Source organism: Anabaena sp. FACHB-1237 (genome assembly GCF_014696225.1).
Taxonomy (GTDB): domain Bacteria; phylum Cyanobacteriota; class Cyanobacteriia; order Cyanobacteriales; family Nostocaceae; genus FACHB-1237.
In genome coordinates, this window is the sequence record NZ_JACJPV010000004.1 from 165657 (window position 1) to 186726 (window position 21070).

Genomic DNA, 21070 nt, shown 5'->3' on the forward strand with positions numbered 1-21070 from the left:
ATGTGTAATATGTATAATCTCTTTGGTAAGGGTTCAGCAGTGCTAAACCCTTACATTACATGATATTAAAATTCCCCAGCTAATGCAGGAACACAACGTTCACATAATAATGGATGTTCTGATGATTCTCCCACATGGGTGGAATAATTCCAACAGCGATCGCATTTTTGACCATCTGCATTTACTATTCCAATTGTCCAGTTTTCTGTGGTTGCTGTGTATTTAATCTCAGATAATTTTACAGCATCATCTACTATTTCTACTTGAGATGCTAATAGTAGATACCGCAATTCATCCACTGCATTTCCTTTAGTTGTATTAAAACTTTTGATAGTTTCATGCAACTGTGGATGGGGAATATTTACTAATACTTTAGCTTCCAGAGATGAACCAATTAATTTTTCAATTCTCGCTTGTTCCATCACTTTATTAACATCAGTGCGGAGTGTACGTAGAGTATCCCAAAATTCCGCTAATGCTGTATTTTCCCATTGATCATCTACCTTAATCCAACCAGCTTGAAAAACTGATTTATAAGGTGTTTTATAGGGGATAAATTGCCAAATATCTTCCGCAGTATGACACAAAACGGGAGCGATCGCTTTAGCTAAATTTTCCAACGCAATTTGTAAAACTGTTTGACAACTACGACGACGGAAACTATCAGCAGCACTGATATATAATCTATCTTTGGCAACATCTAAATAAAAGTTTGACAAGTCAACTACACAGAAATTCTGTACAGTTTGGAAAAAGCGGAAGAATTGAAAAGTATCAAAAGCTGTCGTTACCTCATTAAATACTTCCCGGATGCGGTGTAGCATATATTTATCCAATTCTGGTAAATCAGCAAAAGCTACAGCATCTTTTTGAGGATCAAAATCATGTAAACTACCTAATAAAAACCGCGCTGTATTACGAATTTTATTCCTAACGTCAGCCAGTTGTTTCATGATGTTACCACCCAAACGCACATCACCAGAATAGTCTACAGAAGAGACCCACAACCGCAAAACATCAGCACCATAGGCGGGTTCTTTTTTCTGATCCTTACCACCATTAATCATCACTTGCGGATCAACCACATTCCCCACCGACTTACTCATTTTTCGGCCTTGTTCATCTAACACAAAACCATGAGTTAATACAGTTTTATAAGGTGCAATGCCATTAACTGCCACACTAGTTAACAAAGAAGATTGAAACCATCCCCGATGTTGATCAGAACCTTCCAAATACATATCAGCAGGGTAACTTAACTCTGGTCTTTGTTTAGCTACTGCTGCCCAAGAAGAACCAGAATCAAACCATACATCCATCGTATCTGTACCTCGACGGTATTTTTTACCGTTATTGCGGTATTGTTCCGGTAATAACTCCTCCACAGACAATTCCCACCAAGCATCGGAACCCTTTGCGGCAAAAATGGCTTGAATGTGATTAATAGTATCTGCATTTAACAAAGGTTCGCCCGTTTCCTCATCATAGAACACAGGAATGGGAACACCCCAAGAACGCTGACGAGAGATACACCAATCGGATCTTTCTGCTACCATTGGAGTAATGCGGTTTTCACCTTGTGCTGGAATCCACCTTACTGAAGCGATCGCCTTTAAAGCATCTTCTCTAAAACCGGACACAGAAGCAAACCATTGTTCAGTAGCTCGGAAAATCGTGGGTTTATTGGTTCTCCAATCATAGGGATATTTATGCTCATAGGGAGATTCTTTCAACAGAGAACCGACCTCATTTAAAGCATCAATAACCGCTTGATTACCTTCACTCAGAACATTTAAACCAGAAAAATTACCGGCTTCATCCGTGAAATTACCACTATCATCTACTGGTGCAAGAACTGGTAAACCGTAACGTTGTCCAACAATGTAATCTTCTTGACCATGACCAGGAGCAGTATGAACCAAACCAGTACCAGACTCAGTAGTGATATAATCACCACCAATCACCACCGGACTTTCACGGTTAAATAAGGGATGATGGTAAATAGTATGTTCTAAATCTTGCCCCAAAAATGTGGATTTTACTGTCAAATCAGCATTTAAAACCACTGATAAACGTTCCACCAACTCTGCGGCCACAATTAGATACTTACATCCTTTCTGCGCCTCTGCGTCTTTGCGTGAGACTTCCACCACTGCATAATTTAACGCACCATTTACAGCCACCGCCAAATTACCGGGGATAGTCCAGGGTGTAGTTGTCCACACAGCCACGCCTAAATCGGGCATCAAAGGCTCTAAAACGGTTTTTACCTTGTCCGCAACCTTAACCACTGGGAAAGCGGCGTAAATACTGCGAGAAACGTGGCCTTCAGGATATTCTAATTCAGCTTCAGCCAAAGCGGTTTTAGAACTAGGACTCCAATGTACAGGCTTTAAACCACGATAGATATAACCTTTTAAGTACATTTCGCCAAATACGCCGATTTGTGCAGCTTCGTACTCAGGCTTTAAAGTCAGATAGGGATTTTCCCAATCGCCCCAAATCCCATAGCGTTTAAAACTTTTAAGTTGATCTTCAACAGCGCCGAGAGCAAATTGTTTAGCTTTTTGACGCAATTGTAAAGGTGTAAGATTTTGGCGTTCTGCTTGTTTCATATTTTGCAGAACTTTTAGCTCAATAGGTAATCCGTGACAGTCCCAGCCTGCAACGTAGCGAATTTTACGACCTTGGAGGAGTTGGTAACGGTTAATAATATCTTTGAGAATCTTATTTAAAGCGTGTCCAATATGCAATTGGCCGTTAGCGTAGGGGGGACCATCATGCAGTATAAATAATTCGCCGTGGTTGTTTTCAGCTAGTTGAGAATAAATGTGGTTTTCTTCCCAGAATTTTTGGATTTCGGGTTCGCGTTTAATTGCGTTTGCCCGCATATCAAAGTTAGTTTTGGGAAGGTTAACGGTATCTTTGTATTGTCCAGGTTCAGTCACGGTGTCATGCCTAAGATATGTTTGCAGTTATTTGATCAATTATAAGAGATGGCATGATTGTAGGATGGGGTAATCTGATGTTAATGTTGCGTTTCACTTCGTTCGACCCAACCTACATTTTTTGATTGCTCAGGTTTACAATAGATACAATATTTTTTATTTAAAATCATGCAAATCCGGGATTATACCCTGACGTAACCATTCCATCATCAAATCAGGATGTATAATATGAAAAGCATGATTAGGTGTAGTATAAATCAGGTGTCTATCTGGCTGAATAATGCGCGTATCATTGGAAATGAAATCTTTAAAATTAACTGTTACTAAAACATTAGCCTTACCAGCTATAGCACTGGCGATTTATGAAATATGAATGGATAGAAATAGATGCTTACTCTAGTTGGCAGAATTTAGTTAATTATGTTGAAAAAGTCATTCGAGATTTTGGCAAAGAATATGTAATTAATTTTGCATAACTACTTATCAGCGTTTTTATAATCGTTCGGAACTTAATTTTGAGCGTCTTAAAGGTAATCCTAGCAATATAGATCAACATCTTATGAGTTAATCTAAGTTAGGATTATGAATAAATAGCAATTATATCTTTGTGAGGAGAAGCTAATGCAAATAATTCGTTTGCCAGCACTTTCAGACAACTATGTATTTTTGCTACATGATAGCCAAGAAAATACTGTAGCTGTGGTAGATCCAGCAGAAGTTGAACCAATATTACATCAAATTGAGACTATGGGGGCAGATTTAGTAGCAATTTTTAACACACATCATCATTATGATCATGTAGGTGGTAATGAGAAGTTAATAGCACGGTTCCCCAAGGTGGTAGTTTATGGAGGTGCGGCAGATCGGGGGAGGATTCCAGGACAACAGGTATTTTTACAGGATGGCGATCGCGTACAATTTGCCAACCGTACTGCCGAAGTTTTATTTGTTCCTGGCCATACCCGCGCTCATATTGCTTATTATTTCCCCCCAGTGATTCCCCATGATACAGGAGAGTTATTTTGTGGTGATACTCTCTTTGCTGGAGGTTGTGGACGTTTATTTGAGGGTACACCAGCACAAATGGTAAGTTCCCTTAGTAAAATACGTAATTTACCTGATAATACTCATGTTTGGTGCGCCCATGAATATACTTTAAGTAATTTAAAGTTTGCTGTCACAGTAGATAGTGAAAATGCAGATTTACAAAAACGTTTTGAGGAAGTCAAGATACAACGAGAAAAATTAAATCCTACAGTTCCGTCTTTATTAGGAGTGGAAAAATTAACAAATCCTTTTTTACGCTGGGAAGAACCAGCTTTACAAGCATCAGCTAAAAGCAATGATCCCATACAAACTTTCACCCGCATTCGCGGAATGAAGGATAATTTTTAGTTATTAGTTAACTTTGTTAACCAACTATCAAACTACCTAAAAATCATTTCATCCTTATTCCTGACTAAATTAGTTCAAATAAAGACTAGATAAGGGTTTTAACTAGTTCCCCATTCATAAGCATTTGGTATAAATTTGGTATAAAACTATTTTTGAGAGTGTTGAGTTTGCCACCAGAATTTTCTACCAGATAAACTTTGAAAACTAAATATAAAACTAAATATAGTGCGGTGTTTATATTATGGAGTTAAGGGGAATCGAACCCCTCACCTCTTGAATGCCATTCAAGCGCTCTACCAACTGAGCTATAACCCCATTTTATTACGTTATTCATTATAACACAGATCATAGTGATAATGTCAAGGAGGTGAGCAAAAAAATTAAGTTCCCAACTTTTTGCATAAGTTGTTATACTAAAAATTACTATTTCTGCGATTTATTTCTCCAGGGTTGCCCAGAAAATATGCACTTAAACTTACCAATTACCGCACAAACTAATAACTGTAAAAACCTATTGCGGGTATAGGGGGAGGGCTTGATATATTTTGTGGTCTGCCAGTCCACTCGTGACCGTCGTCCTGATGGTAAAATATTTTTAGATTTTTAATTATTTTTAGATTTTTAATTATTTTTAGATTTTTAATGAAAAGTCGGCAGCTTTACTTCTGCCAGAATACACACTCAATTCTCCTCAAGGTTTTTTCGACTTTTTCAGCAACCCCTAATTAAAAAAACAGGCAAGATGCCTGTTACACAATATTGTACTATGTTTTATTATTTAATTTTCTCCAGATGAATTTTGTTTAATTAATTCGGCAAATTCTCCCACTGAATTAACGCTAATTGTTTCTAAAATTAACCTTTCCAGTAGAGCGATATCCTCAATTTCGTTAATAGTTGTGAGGAGATTTTTAGGAAGTTCACCAAATCTTTTTTGTAGTAATTTGATGATATGTTGTTGAGTGCTTGTTTTCTGACCTCTTTCCTGACCTATTGCTTGACCTATTGCTTGACCTATTGCTTGACCACGTTCCATAGCGCGTCTTTCAATGTTACTTAATAACGGCATTTTTCGTTGCTCCTCATATTCATTTATTTTTCCTTCAAAACTGCTTTGCAATTCTGGTGGTAATGTCATCATTAAATCAATGACTTTATATAAATCCACTATTTCTTTACGATTATAACCTCTTTCATAAAGTAATCGTGATAATTGCCATTTCCATTGTTCTCTTGCGCTTAAATTACTAGTGGTGGCTTTGGTTTTTAAATGTGCCATTACTACTATAGCAAATATATTCTGATTTTGCTCTAGTTCTGACCATTGATAGTCTAGTAGTTTCACGATACTAAACTTCATGGTTACTTTACTTTCTCCCATGCCATATTCATAACTATTTGGTCGCCATGTTTTGCTTTCATCTCCTAATATTGCTAAACTGATTACTGGTTTTTGATATAGGTCAAATGCTCTATAGTTATAGATATACATTCTTAATGGAAATTCTTTGTCATATTGACTTTGTACTTCCAAGTGAATTAATATCCATACTTCTTGTCCATCTAATAGCCACACTTTAAATAGTTTGTCTGCATGGCGTTTTTCTGTTTGTGATGATGCGGTAATTTGTTCTAGTTCTTTGTCTAGGGGTATTGGTGTTTTTTCCCAGTTTATTTGTTTATGGATATGGGGATAAAAGAATAATAGAAATGATTCAAAGTAGTCTCCTATTACTTCTTTCCATGTTTCGTCATAATTTGCTGTTATCTCTGTCATTTTTTTGGTGCGATTTTTAATTAAAAAAACAGGCAAGATGCCTGTTACACAATATTGTACTATGTTTTATTATTTAATTTTCTTCAGATGGATTTTGTTTAATTAATTCGGCAAATTCTCCCACTGAATTAACACTAATTGTTTCTAAGTGTAGATATTCTAGCAAAGACATATCCTCAATTTCGTTAATAGTTGTGAGGAGATTTTTAGGAAGTTCACCAAATCTTTTTTGTAGTAATTTGATGATATGTTGTTGAGTGCTTGTTTTCTGACCTTTTTCCTGACCTATTGCTTGACCTATTGCTTGACCTATTGCTTGACCACGTTCCATAGCGCGTCTTTCAATGTTACTTAATAACGGCATTTTTCGTTGCTCCTCATATTCATTTATTTTTCCTTCAAAACTGCTTTGCAATTCTGGTGGTAATGTCATCATTAAATCAATGACTTTATATAAATCCACTATTTCTTTACGATTATAACCTCTTTCATAAAGTAATCGTGATAATTGCCATTTCCATTGTTCTCTTGCGCTTAAATTACTAGTGGTGGCTTTGGTTTTTAAATGTGCCATTACTACTATAGCAAATATATTCTGATTTTGCTCTAGTTCTGACCATTGATAGTCTAGTAGTTTCACGATACTAAACTTCATGGTTACTTTACTTTCTCCCATGCCATATTCATAACTATTTGGTCGCCATGTTTTGCTTTCATCTCCTAATATTGCTAAACTGATTACTGGTTTTTGATATAGGTCAAATGCTCTATAGTTATAGATATACATTCTTAATGGAAATTCTTTGTCATATTGACTTTGTACTTCCAAGTGAATTAATATCCATACTTCTTGTCCATCTAATAGCCACACTTTAAATAGTTTGTCTGCATGGCGTTTTTCTGTTTGTGATGATGCGGTAATTTGTTCTAGTTCTTTGTCTAGGGGTATTGGTGTTTTTTCCCAGTTTATTTGTTTATGGATATGGGGATAAAAGAATAATAGAAATGATTCAAAGTAGTCTCCTATTACTTCTTTCCATGTTTCGTCATAATTTGCTGTTATCTCTGTCATTTTTTTGGTGCGATTTTTAATTAAAAAAACAGGCAAGATGCCTGTTACACAATATTGTACTATGTTTTATTATTTAATTTTCTTCAGATGGATTTTGTTTAATTAATTCGGCAAATTCTCCCACTGAATTAACACTAATTGTTTCTAAGTGTAGATATTCTAGCAAAGACATATCCTCAATTTCGTTAATAGTTGTGAGGAGATTTTTAGGAAGTTCACCAAATCTTTTTTGTAGTAATTTGATGATATGTTGTTGAGTGCTTGTTTTCTGACCTCTTTCCTGACCTATTGCTTGACCACGTTCCATAGCGCGTCTTTCAATGTTACTTAATAACGGCATTTTTCGTTGCTCCTCATATTCATTTATTTTTCCTTCAAAACTGCTTTGTAATTCTGGTGGTAATGTCATCATTAAATCAATGACTTTATATAAATCCACTATTTCTTTACGATTATAACCTCTTTCATAAAGTAATTGTGATAATTGCCATTTCCATTGACTATATATTTAATATGATTGATAAAAATTACTCATAAATACTGTAAATTAATAATTCTACCCAAGTATATTCAATAAATTTTTACTGATTCTGCTGCAATTTCTATTACAGAGTCAGTGAATGTGTATATTTTTGATTTTGTGTCTATGTTGGTGCTTTTATTATTGCTGATCATCCCTGAGTATTTTACAACTTAACAAATTTTTAGTAATTGTGCAGGTAAGATACCTACACTACTATATTATTATCCTAACTTCTTTGCCATATTTTAATAGTTTTATCTAAACTTGCACTGACTAACATTTCTCCAGAAGTGGTAAAAGTTGCCGCAGTGACACTATTACTATGTCCTGTAAAAGTTGCTAATAATTCTCCTGTGTGTAAATGCCATATTTTGATGGTTTTATCTGCACTTCCACTGGCAATAATTTCTTGATCTGGACTTAATGCTACTGTATTCACTATATCTTCATGTCCTTTGAGAATATGAATTAATTCCCCAGTTGCTAAATTCCAAATTCTCACGGTTTTATCTCTACTACCACTAATTAAATATTTACTATCATTACTGATAACTAAAGAATTAACTATGTGAGAATGTCCCATTAAATTATATACAGGTTCACATTCACAGCAATTTTTATGATTGAGAAAAGATGATGTTTCCCAAACTTTGATTTTGCGATAACTCCCTGTAATTAAAATTTTCCCATCGGCACTTAATACCATAGAATGGGCAGCAGTATCATCTAATGATAGAATATTTTGTACTAAGCGATCGCGCAAATTCCAAAATAAAATTCTGCGATCATCTCCTCCAGTCATCACCATTTTACCATCAGGATAAAATCCTACACATCTAACATTACCATGATGTTTATGCCAAATATCAATTAAATCTAATGCCCCAGTATGCCACATTTTAACAGTAGAATCTGCACCCACTGTCATCAATATTTGACCATCATCACTAAAAGCTAATGAATTAATTTCATCTACTATTGCTGACATACTCCAATCATACTCTGACAAAGTGGTAATTAATTCACCTTTACTTAAATCCCATAACTTAGTTTCTCCACGACTACCACTAGCTAAAATAGGGAGATATTTAACATTTTGCCACCCTGAACTTTCATCTATGACAGTTTTAATAGTATAAGCTAAACAATTAATACCTCTAGTATGTCCTGATAAAGTTTGCCAACATTCCCAATCACCAATAATAGCTTTAAGATGATGATCTGATGATACAGTTTCTATGATTTCTGCTGTAATTTTTTCATCTTTTCCAGATATACTATTGAGAGGATCTAAAGATTGTAAATACCAATTTAACCCTCCTGCATATAATAATTTACTAGGAGTGACATAAATTTGCGGATCAATAAATTCTAACTGATTTGTGGGTAAAAAACCAGTAATTACCGTTTGTCTTTGATCTGCAATTTTACTATTACCTGGATAAAATAAACACAGGAAAATTAAAACATGATGATTTTTGAGATCATCTTGAGTGATAGTCCAGCGAATTTTATCTTTTTTAATACCATTAAAACTTTCCCCGTCAGCTACATGAACCTGTACGGAAATTTGGGGATTATTAGTTAAATAATAGGTGAATTTACTTTCATGGTGTAAATTTCCTTCATCATCCAACATCATATTTTCTAAAGTGTTTTGTGGCACTTTTTTTAACAGTTTGTGTAACCGTTCTGCGATCATGCGATCTACAATTTGTTCACGCACTAAATAGTCTTCTGCTTGATGCTGAAAATATTTAGAAAAAGGTATTGTCCAATTTGATGATTCAGGATATTCTGGAGGTATTGGTGGCGGATTTTTGGCCAGAATTTCTGCTTTTTGACGTGAACCTTCGATAATTTTTGTCAAGGAATCACCGCAAAATGCCATGATTTCACTGTGACAACCTTTCACTTGATTTTCTAACAGCGAAACATCTGTAGTTTTAGGCTTTTTTACACGGTGTAAAAAATCAATTTGTTGCGCCTGTAGTAAGCTGATCCAATCCATTTGCATAATCACGACAAATTATTGCACAATCAAGGTAACTGATACCAATGCAATTACTCAGTTTTATAATCTTTAGTTAAGTAGAAATTCAGTCTTGATAACAGTCTCCTAGAACACAAAAATTAGCTGAATTTTCTGTTAATTAGCAAATTTTATTTCTAGGATGCAGATACATACTCAAATTCTGTAAACTAGGAGTTTGAGTATTATCACCACCAAGCAAAAATAAACTCAACAATAAATTTTTTAATAATGTCTTTGATCTTTCCTGCTATATATAATCTATCTATGTTTATTGATGATTTACTGTTTCGATGGAAACAGATATCAGAAATTTGTAGGAGTTAGCTATCAGCTATTAGCTATCGGCCATCAGGTTTTATAATTAAAATCACAAAATAATATCCCCGACTTTGTAATAAAATCGAGGATACACATTTTATTAAATTAAGCTATCAAAAAATCAAGAAGTTATCAGAAATAACGGAGTGCGAGGAGTTGTAAGTTGTAAGTTGGGAGAAAATTCTTTATTCTGACTGCTGACTGCTGATAGCTAACTACTTTAATTAGACTTTTTTAACCTTTGTTTTTTCCGGCGTTTTTCCGTAGCTACGACACCATGTTCCACAGGATAACCAACTACAGGAATTACTTGATATTTTCTGTCTTCTTCTAACTTCTTCAATTCGGTATAATCAACCCAATGAATACAGTTAACCGGACAGGTATCAATAGCTTCCTGTATGATACCTTCGGCATCACCATCTTGACGAAGGACACGCGATCGCCCATAATCAGGTTCAATATAGAAAGTATTACGAGCTACATGAGCGCAGTGTTTACAGCCAATACAGGTAATTTCGTCAACATAGACCCCTTTTTGTCTGACAACGCCGCCCAGTTCCGGTTCTAAACCAGAACGCCCTGCTACATCTCGTAAATATCCGCCTAATTCCGGGTCTAAACCAGAATAGTGTTCTTCATGTATTTCCAGTGACGGCGATAAGTCAGACATCAGGAACTCCAGCGTTGTACTACTAAACGAATTGAACCATCTGCATTTTTTTGTTCTTCAGCTACTTGGAAACCTACTTTAGCCGTTTCCTTCACTACAGTTTGATAGGCGTAACGTTGTGTTATTTGGCGTAAAAACCCATCCACTGATAAATTCTGTTGCCAATATTGTAAATCTGCAACTAATTCATATTCTTGACCATTCCATCGGAAACCGATATCATAACCATTATCTTGTTCAATGGTAACTTCTGCCGCATGGGTTTGGCCGCGATAACCACGTATTTCTTGTGAACCTGGTTTCCAGTCTATTCCTAAGTCAGAAAGTGCATCCTGTAAAGATTCTAGGTTACGAATTTGGGTTTTGATTTGGCTGAAATGTGACATAGTGGTTTGTAATTAATAAAACTGAACTAGTGGGAAAATTTACCATTCGCTGTAGGCGGTTTGAGTATTTACCACATCGGAAGTTTGGGTATTCTCGGCGAAAAATTCCGAAGTTGGCTGTTGGTTCACTACGTGACCTAATTGCGCTTCTATAGCTGCTGTCACTTCAGCACAGGATTTACCGATAATGCCAGTAACTTTTTCCTGTACCCTACCATCTGGGAAAATGATAAATTCTAGTGTTTCCATACTTTTGTGCCAACCTCGATACTACGCTTGAACCTAACCGCTTAATTAGCCACAGAACCTAGAGACAAAGTAATTATTTGTTTTCTAATGTTCCATATTTTTAATATATATATCTTATAGTCTTTACAAAAATTATTATTTTCAGTAGTATTTACCTTTGTTAATCATAAGTTTTTCCTAATATTAACCATTAGTCAATCCATTGAAGGACTTTACCTGTTGTGAAGATGTGTAATCCCTGAACTATTTCATCAAGATGTAACATAAATAACTAGTTTTTATTGTTACTAAATGTATAATATTATCTCTGTATTTTATAGATCATGTTAAATATACTTATACAGAACTAACGATAACAAATACAAGTATGATATACATTATACCAAGTCTTCAGGTATTTAGTTTACCAGTTATATTACTTAATATTGAGTTTACTAGACAAAAAGAGAGTAATATTATATATCATATTAACTAGTTAAGATAACTAGTTAATATGATATATAGGATTCCTATTTGATTTATTTGATTTTTGAACAAAATTTAAGTATTGTAGGATGGGTCAGAAACAGATTTATCTGACACACCTTAAGTATCATCTGATAAATCAAATATTATTATTCCTATAAAGATAAAATACATAAATATCATCAGTATGGTATGATCAATCACAATTAAGAGTCACTAGTGATCTTAACTTTTATGTATACTCATGCAATTTAGAATACTTAAATCCAGGTTATGAACAGTATAAATCGTTTTTTACTAACAAAATCAATTTTATCTCTGTGCTTAGTTTTGTTATTTCCCAACTTAGCAAAATCTCAAGATATTCCTAGTCAGCAAAGTTTACCAAAGGTCAATCGTGATATAGAATTGCTTTTAAATCAACCTAATCAAGACATACCTTTGCAGTTAGTTGATGCAGTTTATTTAGCTTTACAAAATAATCGAGACGTAAAAATGGCTTATATACAGCGTATTATAGATAGAACACAACTATCTGAAGCTGAAGCTAAGTTTAATCCAGTGTTTACCACTCAACTATCTCTGGATCTGAGGAATCAATACAATGGTAGTAATTATTCGATTAGTGATGCTACGGATAGTATGGTGAGTCTTAATGCTAAGATGCGTTTAAAATTACCCACGGGTGCTGATTTTAATTTACAATGGTATGGAGAAAATTTTTTAACCAAAAATAATCTTTTATTTAATAGTAATTCTTCAGAGAGAAATATTCTCGCTAATGGTATTTCTGTGGGTATTAGTCAACCTCTACTGAGAGATTTTGGAGTAGGTTTAAACTCTTTGAGTATTCAAACCGCAAGATTAACAGAAAAGGCCAACTTGTTAACCTTTAGAAACTCCCTAGCTCAAACAATTACTACTTCTATAATAAGTTATAGAAAGTTACTACTAGCCCAAGAAAGACTAAAAATTGAACAAGTTTCCTTTGCTAATGCTAAAGAAGAGTTGAAAAAATTAGAAACCCTATTGAAAGAAGGAAAACTGACTGAAAATGATTTAGTTGAACGTCGAGCGGATCTAGCCCAAAAAGAAGTAAATTTAGTTGCTGTACAAAGCGATCTTACTCAGGCTATTTCTGATTTAACTGAAGCTACCAACTTACCCCTAAAAATGCTGGTGGCCGCAGAAAAACCTCTACCTCCAGATAGTTTAAACCTACCCAGTTTTGAAGAAATGATTAAACTAGCTGAAGAGAATAGTGTAAGTTATCTTTATGCTCTTAATAATGTAGAAAATGCCAAATTTTCCTTAAGACAAGCCAAAAATCAACAAAAACTAGACTTAAGATTAAATGTCAGTTACAATTACGCCTTGAATAATTATGGTTATTATGGACCTGATAATATTGCCAAGTATTCGGATTATTTAGATTACAAGGATTTGAGGTCATCTTTAACATTAAGTCGTGATTTTGGTAACGTTTATCAAGATAATGCTGTTCTAAAAAGTGAACTTGATTTGCAAAAAGCTCAATATTCTTTACAAACGACTAAGGATAATGTGAATGAGGAATTAAGAAATAGAGTTCGCAATGTTAAGGATAGTTATACACAAATTAAGTTATCCCAACAGGCTACAGTTTTAGCACAATTAAGACTGAATAGTGCTAAGGAAAGAATGAAAAATAATAGTAATGTTTCTATGACGGATATTATTAACTTTGAAAAAGGTGTTGTAGATGCTAAAAACCAAGAATTAAATGCAATTATTACTCATCTGAACTTCATGGCTCAGTTAGAACAGTTTTTAGGAATAACTCTCAATAAATGGGTTCAACAATAATTGAAAAATGATAATTGGGAAGCAGTTTCTTGCTGTTTTCTGTTTTCCCTAAACTCTATTTAATTGCTTCTTCCCAGTAGGAAAAAGTCAATTTTGTAATTTCTCCCTTGTCTAAATTTCTAAATTATAGATTTCTGTTAGACATTTAAACAAAGATTGGGTATACTTTTTTAAACCTAATAAACACAAACTTTTTAATATTCTTGTGATACGTAAATGATTATGATTTCCCCAATGCACCCATACTTTTTTGCGGTGGGTAAATGAGGTACACTGTCAACAGGCAAGATGCCTGTGTTACGAGGGTGCTTTTATCGCCACCACACAATGTCTGTTATCATACACTGCATCCTGTATACTCTACATCCTGTACATCCTGACTGATTGAAAAAGATCCAAAATACCAGATTTGTGGCATTTTTATTCTCTCGATAATTTATGATTCACTAATTCTGCTGCTAATTGAATCGCAGCTTTCATACTTGTAGCATCAGCAATTCCTTTTCCTACAATATCAAAAGCAGTACCATGATCTGGTGAAGTTCTCACAAAAGGTAAACCAATTGTAGTATTAACTGCTCGATCAAATGCCATTAATTTCACAGGAATTAACCCTTGATCATGATATAGTGCTAAATAGCCATCTGCGGCATTATTGATATTATGATTAATGTCTCCTAAACCATACCATGCTTGACCAGGTTTAACCCACATTGTATCTGGAGGAATTGGTCCTTGTAATTGCCAATTTACATATTTTTCTCTTTCTAATTCTAACCAAGGTATTAACCAATCTATCTCTTCTGTTCCTAATTGTCCCATTTCTCCGCTATGGGGATTTAATCCGGCGATCGCTATTTTACCACTTTTAAGACCAAAATCTTTTTCCAGACATTCAATCAACAAATCTAATTTTCTACTCAATAATTCTGGATTTAATGTTTTACTCACTTCACATAAAGGTATATGAGTAGTTGCTAATAGTGTTCTTAATGTCCAACCAGTAATAGGTGATTTTCCTACAAATAACATTCCAAACCTATTTACACCTGCTTTTTCGGCTAAAAGTTCAGTTTGTCCAGGATAATTATAACCTGCTGCTTTCCATGCAGATTTAGCAATTGGACCTGTAACAATACCATCAAAATTATCAGCTAAAATGTGAGCGATCGCTACCTGCATATATTCAAATGAAGCAGCACCACTAAGATACCCGACTTCTTTAAGAAGTCGAGTATCTGAACCAACTTGTACATCAATAATAAATAAATCATCAGGATTAGCTACTACACAACCACATTTAATTAAATTCTCATAATTTTCTGTTAATAAATTTCGACTACCTACAACTACCAAATCAATATTTTTAATTACTTCCTGATCAGCCAAAGCCTTTAAAATCACTTCAGCGCCAATACCCGCCGGATCACCCATAGTTAAAACTAAACGTGGCATTTTATCAACCTCTATAGTAGTGCAGGCATCTTGCCTGTTAGTAAAATAGGCATCTTGCCTGTTAGCAAAATAGGCATCTTGCCTGTTAGCAAAATAGGCATCTTGCCTGCTTAAATATATATCATAAGCTGATGTGTAGCACTCACTGTATAACCAAAAAACCCGAAATTACAGTAGCGCAAGCATCTTGCTTGCATTATCCAAGTTAAAAATTAAAAACACAATAGCTTATCAAATACATATTATCCAATTAAGCAATCACCAATTCCCGATTACCAATCACCAAAACCCGAATTAGTTTACAATATAAATCAGTCCTAGACTTCACTTACACAACTCACAAAGGAAAATTACAGCAAATGAGCGGAGAAATCTTAAACGCAGCGATGTTATCATTCGGCCTCATCTTCGTAGGTTGGGCTTTAGGCGCGTTATTACTCAAAATACAAGGTGCTGAATAATAACAAAGCATCTAGGAACAATTAAGAATGAAGAATGAATAATTAATAATTAGTAATAATTAGTAATAATTATATAACTTATGGTAATTATTATTATAATTAATTATTCTCATTCTTCCTAAGAAATATCACATATAAAAGTAAACTATAACCTGATAACTGATTGCTGATAACCCAAAAATCAAAAAACTGTAAACTTTTATTTACATTCTGTTAAGATTCTTTTCATAAACATTAAAATTTATAAAGACCCCATGACATTATTGATAGTAGGTGCTACCGGCACATTGGGTAGACAAATTGCACGTCGCGCAATTGATGAAGGGTATAAAGTACGTTGTTTGGTTCGCAGTCCCAAAAAAGCGGCATTTCTGAAAGAATGGGGAGCAGAACTAGTCAAAGGTGATCTTTGTCGTCCCGAAACTCTCACAGAACCATTAAAAGATATCACAGCAGTCATTGATGCAGCCACATCACGTCCTACAGATGCTCTAACCATTAGACAAGTAGACTGGCAAGGACAAGTTTCATTAATTCAAGCTGCAAAAGCTGCCAATATAGACAGATTTATTTTCTTTTCCATCCTGGATGCTGAAAAATATCCCAATGTACCACTAATGGAAATTAAGAAATGTACAGAAATATTCTTAGCTGAATCAGGACTAAATTATACAATTTTACAACTTGCTGGATTTATGCAAGGGTTAATTGGTCAATATGGTATACCTATACTAGAAAAACAACCAGTATGGGTAACAGGTGAATCTTCACCTATAGCTTATATGGATACACAGGACATAGCTAAATTTGCTGTTCGTGCTTTAAGCGTACCAGAAACCGAAAAAAGAAGTTTTCCCTTAGTGGGTACTCGTGCTTGGAGTGCAGAAGAAATTATCAGTATTTGTGAACGTTTATCAGACAGAGAAGCGAAAATTACCAGAATGCCTTTAGGTTTATTAAGAACTGTACAAAATAGTTTAAGATTTTTTCAATGGGGATGGAATGTAGCTGATAGATTAGCTTTTACCGAAGTATTAGCTAGTGGTAGACCTTTAAATGCTAATATGGACGAGGTTTATAAAGTATTTGGTTTAGATGCACAACAAACAACCACAGTAGAAGTTTATCTCCAAGAATATTTCAGTCGCATTACCAAAAAACTCAAGGAAATAGACTACGAGAAAAACAAAAATAAAAAGCAGAAAAACCAGAAAAAACAAAGAACTCCATTTAAACAAACATCTTCAGAATCATCTCCAGAATCATCTAAAATTAATAGTAAATAGGGAGTTGAAAATTCGATTATGGTGCGTTAATTATTTAGTAACGCACTCTATCTCAAAGAATTAATATTTTTGATAAAGTTAAGGAGTTAGGATAAATTGACGTTACAATTTGAATGGGATGAGAAAAAGGAACAAGAAAATCAGAGGAAACATGGCATTTCTTTTGAAGAAGCAAAAACCGTATTCAATGATCCTTGATCTATTACCATTACTGACAGTGAACATTCAACTGATGAAAGTCGTTTTATTGATATTGGTTTATCAGAAAAATTACGTTTATTGATTGTAGTTTACACTGAACGCAACACAAAAATCCGTATTATTAGTTCTCGTAAAGCTACCCCTAATGAAGAAAAAATATATGCACAATAATAACCCTGAATCTAACAACATTATAGATGAAGATATGTTACCAGAATACAATTTTACAGGTGGTATTCGTGGTAAACACTATCAAGATTATCGTCGAGGACATACTGTGACAATTCACCAAGAAGATGGTACAATAATTGTTCAGCATTATGATTTAAAAGAAGGTACAATTATCATTGATCCAGATATTAGAGACTATTTTCCTGATGCTGAATCTGTTAATCACGCTTTACGAACTTTAATTAAATTAATTTAATCCCTAAAAAATAATGAATAAATTAGAAAATAATGAATAAATTAAAATATCAAATGATCATTCAATGATCAGAAAAAGATGATTGTTTTTTTAGTAAGTTAATATTTATAAAATGGTTAGTTAGTGTATAGGAATATTTTTGTTTTCATTAATCACATATTCCTGAAAAATACCATCTACACTCAACATCATTTCCTCATCTTCTAACTGTTTGATTATATAACGTTGCCGTAATGACTCTAAACCATTGACTATATCTGATAAAGTAAGATGTTCTTGTAAATTTTGTTGCAAATATTGTTTTAAGTCTTGCTTGGATATAGGTTGAGCAAATTTACTCATTTCTAAAACTATTTTTTGTTCTATAGTTGATAACCTATTAAATAATTGACTACAGTAAAAGTTAATATCCTTGGTAATTACTAAACTATTTTCTGTAATATTTTCTTTTAAAAATTCACTGATATTACCACCATATAAATTTCTGATTAAACTAGCAATTTCTTCTAAATAAATGGGATTACCATGATATAGTTTAATTAGTTCTAACCAGTGATTTTCTGTAGTTACTTTTAACCCTAAATTATTGAGAACATTAATATTATATAATCCTGATAATTCCAAACATTGATATGATTTATTTAAATTGTTATTTAAGTTAGATAATTCTTGATTTAAACAGTTAAATTCTGATGGTTGTTCTTGACTAATTAAAATAATATTACTTTGATGTGGAAATTCTGTCATCATTTGCAAAAACTGTTGATAGTCTTGATATTCATGTTGATATTTTCCCGCAAATTCACCATTAGTAAATAAACTTTGGACATCATCAAAAATAATTAAACATTTGCGTTGTTTCAATAATTGCAAAAATCGGTATGTTAAAGACTTTTCTGAATTTTGTGAATGTTGATTAATAATTCTTGCTAAAAACTCATTTACAGAACAGGGATATATTTTTAAATTGTTCCAAATAATTAAATCAAACTTTTGTAAATTGATATCTACAAATCTTTTGACTAAGGTGCTTTTACCAACTCCTTTTAATCCTAATACATTAATAATAGAAATATGTTCATCAACATTATCATTAAATATCCACTTATTTAATATTTCTAATTCTGCTTCTCTTCCATAAAAACATTTGACTCTTGGTGCTAATTCTAAATCATGTTCATATTCTTGAGGTTTATTTTTGGGTTTCTCTATATTATTTGTTTGCTGATTTTTTTGGTTACTTGGTTGCTGACTAGGACACAAATTAATATTATGATTCCCATAATTAACAATAGAGTTTGTAATTCTTTCAATAGTCCAACAAAAATTAGATTTATTAACTTCCTCCCCTAATTTATCAGATAAAAGTTTAAATAACTTCCTACTTTCATCACCAATATAACCTTCATCATATTCATAAATATCAGCAATTTGTTTATAAGTTTTACCTTTAAATAGTTCCTCAATAATTCTTTTTTGTAAATCATCTAAATGTTTTTCAGTTTCCGTAAATACCAAAGTATCTACAAATTGCAAAATTTCTGTAACATTCATAAAAATAGGTAAAAAGTAGATTAATTAAGGTTTTTAACCATTATAACCCATCTTGCGTCCAGAAAATCAGGTAATATCAGGTATTTGCTTAACAATTCTTGATAAAACATCAGGTAATATCAGTGATTTTCTGACATGACAAAAAGTTAATTTAATACCACAATGATTAATCAAGGTGTATGTAAGTCAGTTTATTTCATAAAAGTAGAGAACAACTATGATTAATCAACTTTACTATGGAGATAATTTAGAAGTTTTAAGACGTTATATAAAAGATGAATCGGTAGATTTATGTTATATTGATCCTCCTTTTAACTCTAAACGCAATTATAATCAAATTTATAATAATATTGGTGCTGAAGATAAAGCCCAAGCACAAGCATTTATTGATACTTGGGAATGGGATGATCACGCTATTCGTGGAATGGATGAAATTATTACTAATTATCATGGTTTATTTACTTCACAATGTGTTGCTTTAATTAATGGTTTAAGTCATGTTTTAGGAAAGGGTAGTTTACTTGCTTATTTGGTAAGTATGACTTTAAGAATTACTGAAATTCATCGAGTTTTAAAACCTACAGGTAGTTTTTATTTACATTGTGATCCTACTGCTAGTCATTATTTAAAGCTAGTGTTAGATGCTGTTTTTTGTAGCAATAAGGGAATATTTCAAAGTGAAATTGTTTGGAGAAGAACTACTGCACATGGAAATGCAAAACAGGGAGCAAAAAAATTTGAAATTAATTTTGATACAATTTTTTTATATTCTAAAAGTAATCAGTATACCTTTAATACAATTTATAGACCTTTTCAAGATGATCAGCTAGAACAGCAATATAACAAAGTTGATGAAAAGGGTAGGAGATATAGACTAGTAACCCCTACCGCAGCTAAAGGTGGAGGAGATACATCTTACGAATTTCATGGTGTTAAACCCCCTCAAGGAAGATTTTGGGCTTATTCCAAAGAGAATATGAATAAGTTTTATGAGGAAAATAAACTCTATTTTAGTAGTAGTGGACAACCCTATATAAAATATTATTTAGATGAACGGCCTGGTGTTGCAGTTATGTCTTTTTGGGATGATATTAAACCAATGTCACCAACATCAAGAGAACGTTTAGGATATCCAACACAGAAACCAGAATCATTATTAGAAAGAATAATCAAAGCCAGTTCCAACGAAAATGATATAGTATTAGATGCCTATTGTGGATGTGGTACAACCGTTGCAGTTTCCCAAAGATTAGATAGACAATGGATAGGAATAGATATTACCTATCAAAGCATAAGTTTAGTCTTAAAAAGATTAGAAGATAGCTTTGGAATAGGAGTTTTAGAAATCATCAAATTACATGGTATTCCTAAAGATATGGAAAGTGCCAAAGCACTAGCAAATAAAGCCGATGATAGAACTCGCAAAGAATTTGAGAAATGGGCAATTTTAACTTATACTAATAACCGAGCTATTATTAACACCAAAAAAGGATCAGATAAAGGAGTAGATGGGATAGTATATTTTCATGGTGATAAAGGTGAACCAGAAAAAATCATTTTCCAAGTCAAATCAGGTAAAGTAAAATCAGGAGATATCCGCGATTTATTAGGGACAATGACTTTAGAAAATGCCAGTATCGCTATATTCATTACTTTAGAAAATCCCAGTAAAGATATGTTAAAAACAGCCAAAGCTGCTGGTTTTTATCAAAATAGACTCATGCCCCATAGCTGTGATAAAATTCAAATTGTTACAGTACAAGATATCATTGAAAATAAACAGAGATTAACCATGACTTTAGCTTATGACGTTGTGAAAAGTGCAGAAAAACAAAAAGAAATTAAAGCTAGTCAAATGGTAATATTTGATCAACAATCTGATATTTAAGATCATCAAAAAAACAAGATCCCCGACTTCTTTAAGAAGTCGGGGATCTTTCCCGATCCAGAGGTTGAACCTTGAATAAATAAGTAATTAAACTCAACTTAGAATTTAGTAA

At 33.3% G+C, this 21070-nt stretch carries 17 protein-coding genes, 1 tRNA gene and 2 pseudogenes; 8 read left to right on the forward strand and 12 right to left on the reverse strand.

Annotated features, from left to right (window positions below; translation table 11 throughout):
• Positions 1-65: 65 nt before the first annotated feature.
• A complete protein-coding gene (gene ileS / locus H6F32_RS03490; protein ID WP_190367947.1) occupies positions 66-2948 on the reverse strand; it encodes an isoleucine--tRNA ligase in 2883 nt (960 codons plus the stop codon).
• 353 nt (positions 2949-3301) lie between these two features.
• Between ileS and H6F32_RS20385 the strand changes: the two are divergent.
• A pseudogene (locus H6F32_RS20385) lies at positions 3302-3424 on the forward strand (IS630 family transposase); the annotation flags it as partial.
• Positions 3425-3569: 145 nt separating this feature from the next.
• Entirely contained in the window at positions 3570-4343 is a 774-nt protein-coding gene (gloB, locus tag H6F32_RS03495) for a hydroxyacylglutathione hydrolase (protein WP_190367948.1), read from the forward strand.
• Between the two features lie 242 nt (positions 4344-4585).
• Here gloB and H6F32_RS03500 read toward each other — a convergent pair.
• The 8 genes from H6F32_RS03500 to H6F32_RS03535 form a co-directional block, all read right to left on the reverse strand.
• A tRNA-Ala gene (locus tag H6F32_RS03500) sits at positions 4586-4658 on the reverse strand.
• 463 nt (positions 4659-5121) lie between these two features.
• Complete coding sequence (locus H6F32_RS03505) at positions 5122-6120, reverse strand: Rpn family recombination-promoting nuclease/putative transposase (RefSeq protein WP_190367949.1); 999 nt, start codon at positions 6118-6120, stop codon at positions 5122-5124.
• Between the two features lie 73 nt (positions 6121-6193).
• Positions 6194-7192 (reverse strand): Rpn family recombination-promoting nuclease/putative transposase, encoded by a 999-nt coding sequence (locus H6F32_RS03510; RefSeq protein ID WP_190367950.1) that lies wholly within the window; start codon positions 7190-7192, stop codon positions 6194-6196.
• Between the two features lie 73 nt (positions 7193-7265).
• Positions 7266-7631: a hypothetical protein gene (locus tag H6F32_RS03515; protein ID WP_190367951.1), complete on the reverse strand. Its 366-nt coding sequence runs from the start codon at positions 7629-7631 to the stop codon at positions 7266-7268.
• A gap of 310 nt (positions 7632-7941) precedes the next feature.
• A complete protein-coding gene (locus H6F32_RS03520) occupies positions 7942-9732 on the reverse strand; it encodes a WD40 repeat domain-containing protein (RefSeq protein ID WP_190367952.1) in 1791 nt (596 codons plus the stop codon).
• Between the two features lie 556 nt (positions 9733-10288).
• Positions 10289-10741, reverse strand: a complete 453-nt coding sequence (locus H6F32_RS03525; RefSeq protein ID WP_190367953.1) for a ferredoxin — start codon at positions 10739-10741, stop codon at positions 10289-10291.
• Positions 10741-11127 (reverse strand): DUF1257 domain-containing protein, encoded by a 387-nt coding sequence (locus H6F32_RS03530; RefSeq protein ID WP_190367954.1) that lies wholly within the window; start codon positions 11125-11127, stop codon positions 10741-10743. The genes H6F32_RS03525 and H6F32_RS03530 overlap by 1 nt, the downstream gene beginning before the upstream one ends.
• Before the next feature lie 39 nt (positions 11128-11166).
• Positions 11167-11376, reverse strand: coding sequence for a DUF2997 domain-containing protein (locus H6F32_RS03535; RefSeq protein ID WP_190367955.1), 210 nt, complete (start codon positions 11374-11376; stop codon positions 11167-11169).
• 738 nt (positions 11377-12114) lie between these two features.
• On the opposite strand from H6F32_RS03535, the gene H6F32_RS03540 reads away from it, so the two are divergent.
• Positions 12115-13686, forward strand: a complete 1572-nt coding sequence (locus H6F32_RS03540; RefSeq protein WP_190367956.1) for a TolC family protein — start codon at positions 12115-12117, stop codon at positions 13684-13686.
• A gap of 111 nt (positions 13687-13797) precedes the next feature.
• Here H6F32_RS03540 and H6F32_RS21160 read toward each other — a convergent pair whose 3' ends face one another.
• Positions 13798-13926, reverse strand: coding sequence for an opioid growth factor receptor-related protein (locus H6F32_RS21160; RefSeq protein ID WP_190367957.1), 129 nt, complete (start codon positions 13924-13926; stop codon positions 13798-13800).
• A gap of 180 nt (positions 13927-14106) precedes the next feature.
• The gene (gene pdxA, locus H6F32_RS03550; RefSeq protein WP_190367958.1) at positions 14107-15141 is read right to left on the reverse strand and encodes a 4-hydroxythreonine-4-phosphate dehydrogenase PdxA; all 1035 of its coding nucleotides are present in this window, start codon (positions 15139-15141) and stop codon (positions 14107-14109) included.
• A 359-nt stretch (positions 15142-15500) separates the two neighbouring features.
• Here pdxA and H6F32_RS03555 point away from each other — a divergent pair, with 359 nt between their 5' ends.
• The 4 genes and pseudogenes from H6F32_RS03555 (at position 15501) to H6F32_RS03570 (ending at position 17516) form a co-directional block, all read left to right on the forward strand.
• Positions 15501-15602 carry a PetM family cytochrome b6-f complex subunit 7 gene (locus H6F32_RS03555; protein ID WP_190367959.1) on the forward strand — a complete coding sequence of 34 codons (102 nt, stop codon included), beginning with the start codon at positions 15501-15503 and terminating at the stop codon, positions 15600-15602.
• Between the two features lie 254 nt (positions 15603-15856).
• A complete protein-coding gene (locus tag H6F32_RS03560) occupies positions 15857-16888 on the forward strand; it encodes an SDR family oxidoreductase (protein ID WP_190367960.1) in 1032 nt (343 codons plus the stop codon).
• Between the two features lie 96 nt (positions 16889-16984).
• Positions 16985-17260: pseudogene (locus H6F32_RS03565) on the forward strand (BrnT family toxin).
• Positions 17250-17516 carry a hypothetical protein gene (locus tag H6F32_RS03570; protein ID WP_190367961.1) on the forward strand — a complete coding sequence of 89 codons (267 nt, stop codon included), beginning with the start codon at positions 17250-17252 and terminating at the stop codon, positions 17514-17516. Before H6F32_RS03565 ends, H6F32_RS03570 begins: the two are co-directional and overlap by 11 nt.
• Before the next feature lie 120 nt (positions 17517-17636).
• Here H6F32_RS03570 and H6F32_RS03575 read toward each other — a convergent pair whose 3' ends face one another.
• On the reverse strand, positions 17637-19070 hold the full coding sequence (locus tag H6F32_RS03575; protein ID WP_190367962.1) for an NB-ARC domain-containing protein: 1434 nt from the start codon (positions 19068-19070) through the stop codon (positions 17637-17639).
• Between the two features lie 217 nt (positions 19071-19287).
• On the opposite strand from H6F32_RS03575, the gene H6F32_RS03580 reads away from it, so the two are divergent.
• Positions 19288-20958 (forward strand): DNA methyltransferase, encoded by a 1671-nt coding sequence (locus H6F32_RS03580; RefSeq protein WP_190367963.1) that lies wholly within the window; start codon positions 19288-19290, stop codon positions 20956-20958.
• Positions 20959-21070 lie beyond the last annotated feature (112 nt).

Excerpts from the sequence above, each read along its gene's own strand:
- gloB (WP_190367948.1), top strand. The coding sequence starts at position 3,570 with ATGCAAATAATTCGTTTGCCAGCACTTTCAGACAACTATGTATTTTTG.
- H6F32_RS03505 (WP_190367949.1), bottom strand. The coding sequence starts at position 6,120 with ATGACAGAGATAACAGCAAATTATGACGAAACATGGAAAGAAGTAATA.
- H6F32_RS03510 (WP_190367950.1), bottom strand. The coding sequence starts at position 7,192 with ATGACAGAGATAACAGCAAATTATGACGAAACATGGAAAGAAGTAATA.
- H6F32_RS03520 (WP_190367952.1), bottom strand. The coding sequence starts at position 9,732 with ATGCAAATGGATTGGATCAGCTTACTACAGGCGCAACAAATTGATTTT.
- H6F32_RS03525 (WP_190367953.1), bottom strand. The coding sequence starts at position 10,741 with ATGTCTGACTTATCGCCGTCACTGGAAATACATGAAGAACACTATTCT.
- H6F32_RS03530 (WP_190367954.1), bottom strand. The coding sequence starts at position 11,127 with ATGTCACATTTCAGCCAAATCAAAACCCAAATTCGTAACCTAGAATCT.
- H6F32_RS03535 (WP_190367955.1), bottom strand. The coding sequence starts at position 11,376 with ATGGAAACACTAGAATTTATCATTTTCCCAGATGGTAGGGTACAGGAA.
- H6F32_RS03540 (WP_190367956.1), top strand. The coding sequence starts at position 12,115 with ATGAACAGTATAAATCGTTTTTTACTAACAAAATCAATTTTATCTCTG.
- pdxA (WP_190367958.1), bottom strand. The coding sequence starts at position 15,141 with ATGCCACGTTTAGTTTTAACTATGGGTGATCCGGCGGGTATTGGCGCT.
- H6F32_RS03555 (WP_190367959.1), top strand. The coding sequence starts at position 15,501 with ATGAGCGGAGAAATCTTAAACGCAGCGATGTTATCATTCGGCCTCATC.
- H6F32_RS03560 (WP_190367960.1), top strand. The coding sequence starts at position 15,857 with ATGACATTATTGATAGTAGGTGCTACCGGCACATTGGGTAGACAAATT.
- H6F32_RS03570 (WP_190367961.1), top strand. The coding sequence starts at position 17,250 with ATGCACAATAATAACCCTGAATCTAACAACATTATAGATGAAGATATG.
- H6F32_RS03575 (WP_190367962.1), bottom strand. The coding sequence starts at position 19,070 with ATGAATGTTACAGAAATTTTGCAATTTGTAGATACTTTGGTATTTACG.
- H6F32_RS03580 (WP_190367963.1), top strand. The coding sequence starts at position 19,288 with ATGATTAATCAACTTTACTATGGAGATAATTTAGAAGTTTTAAGACGT.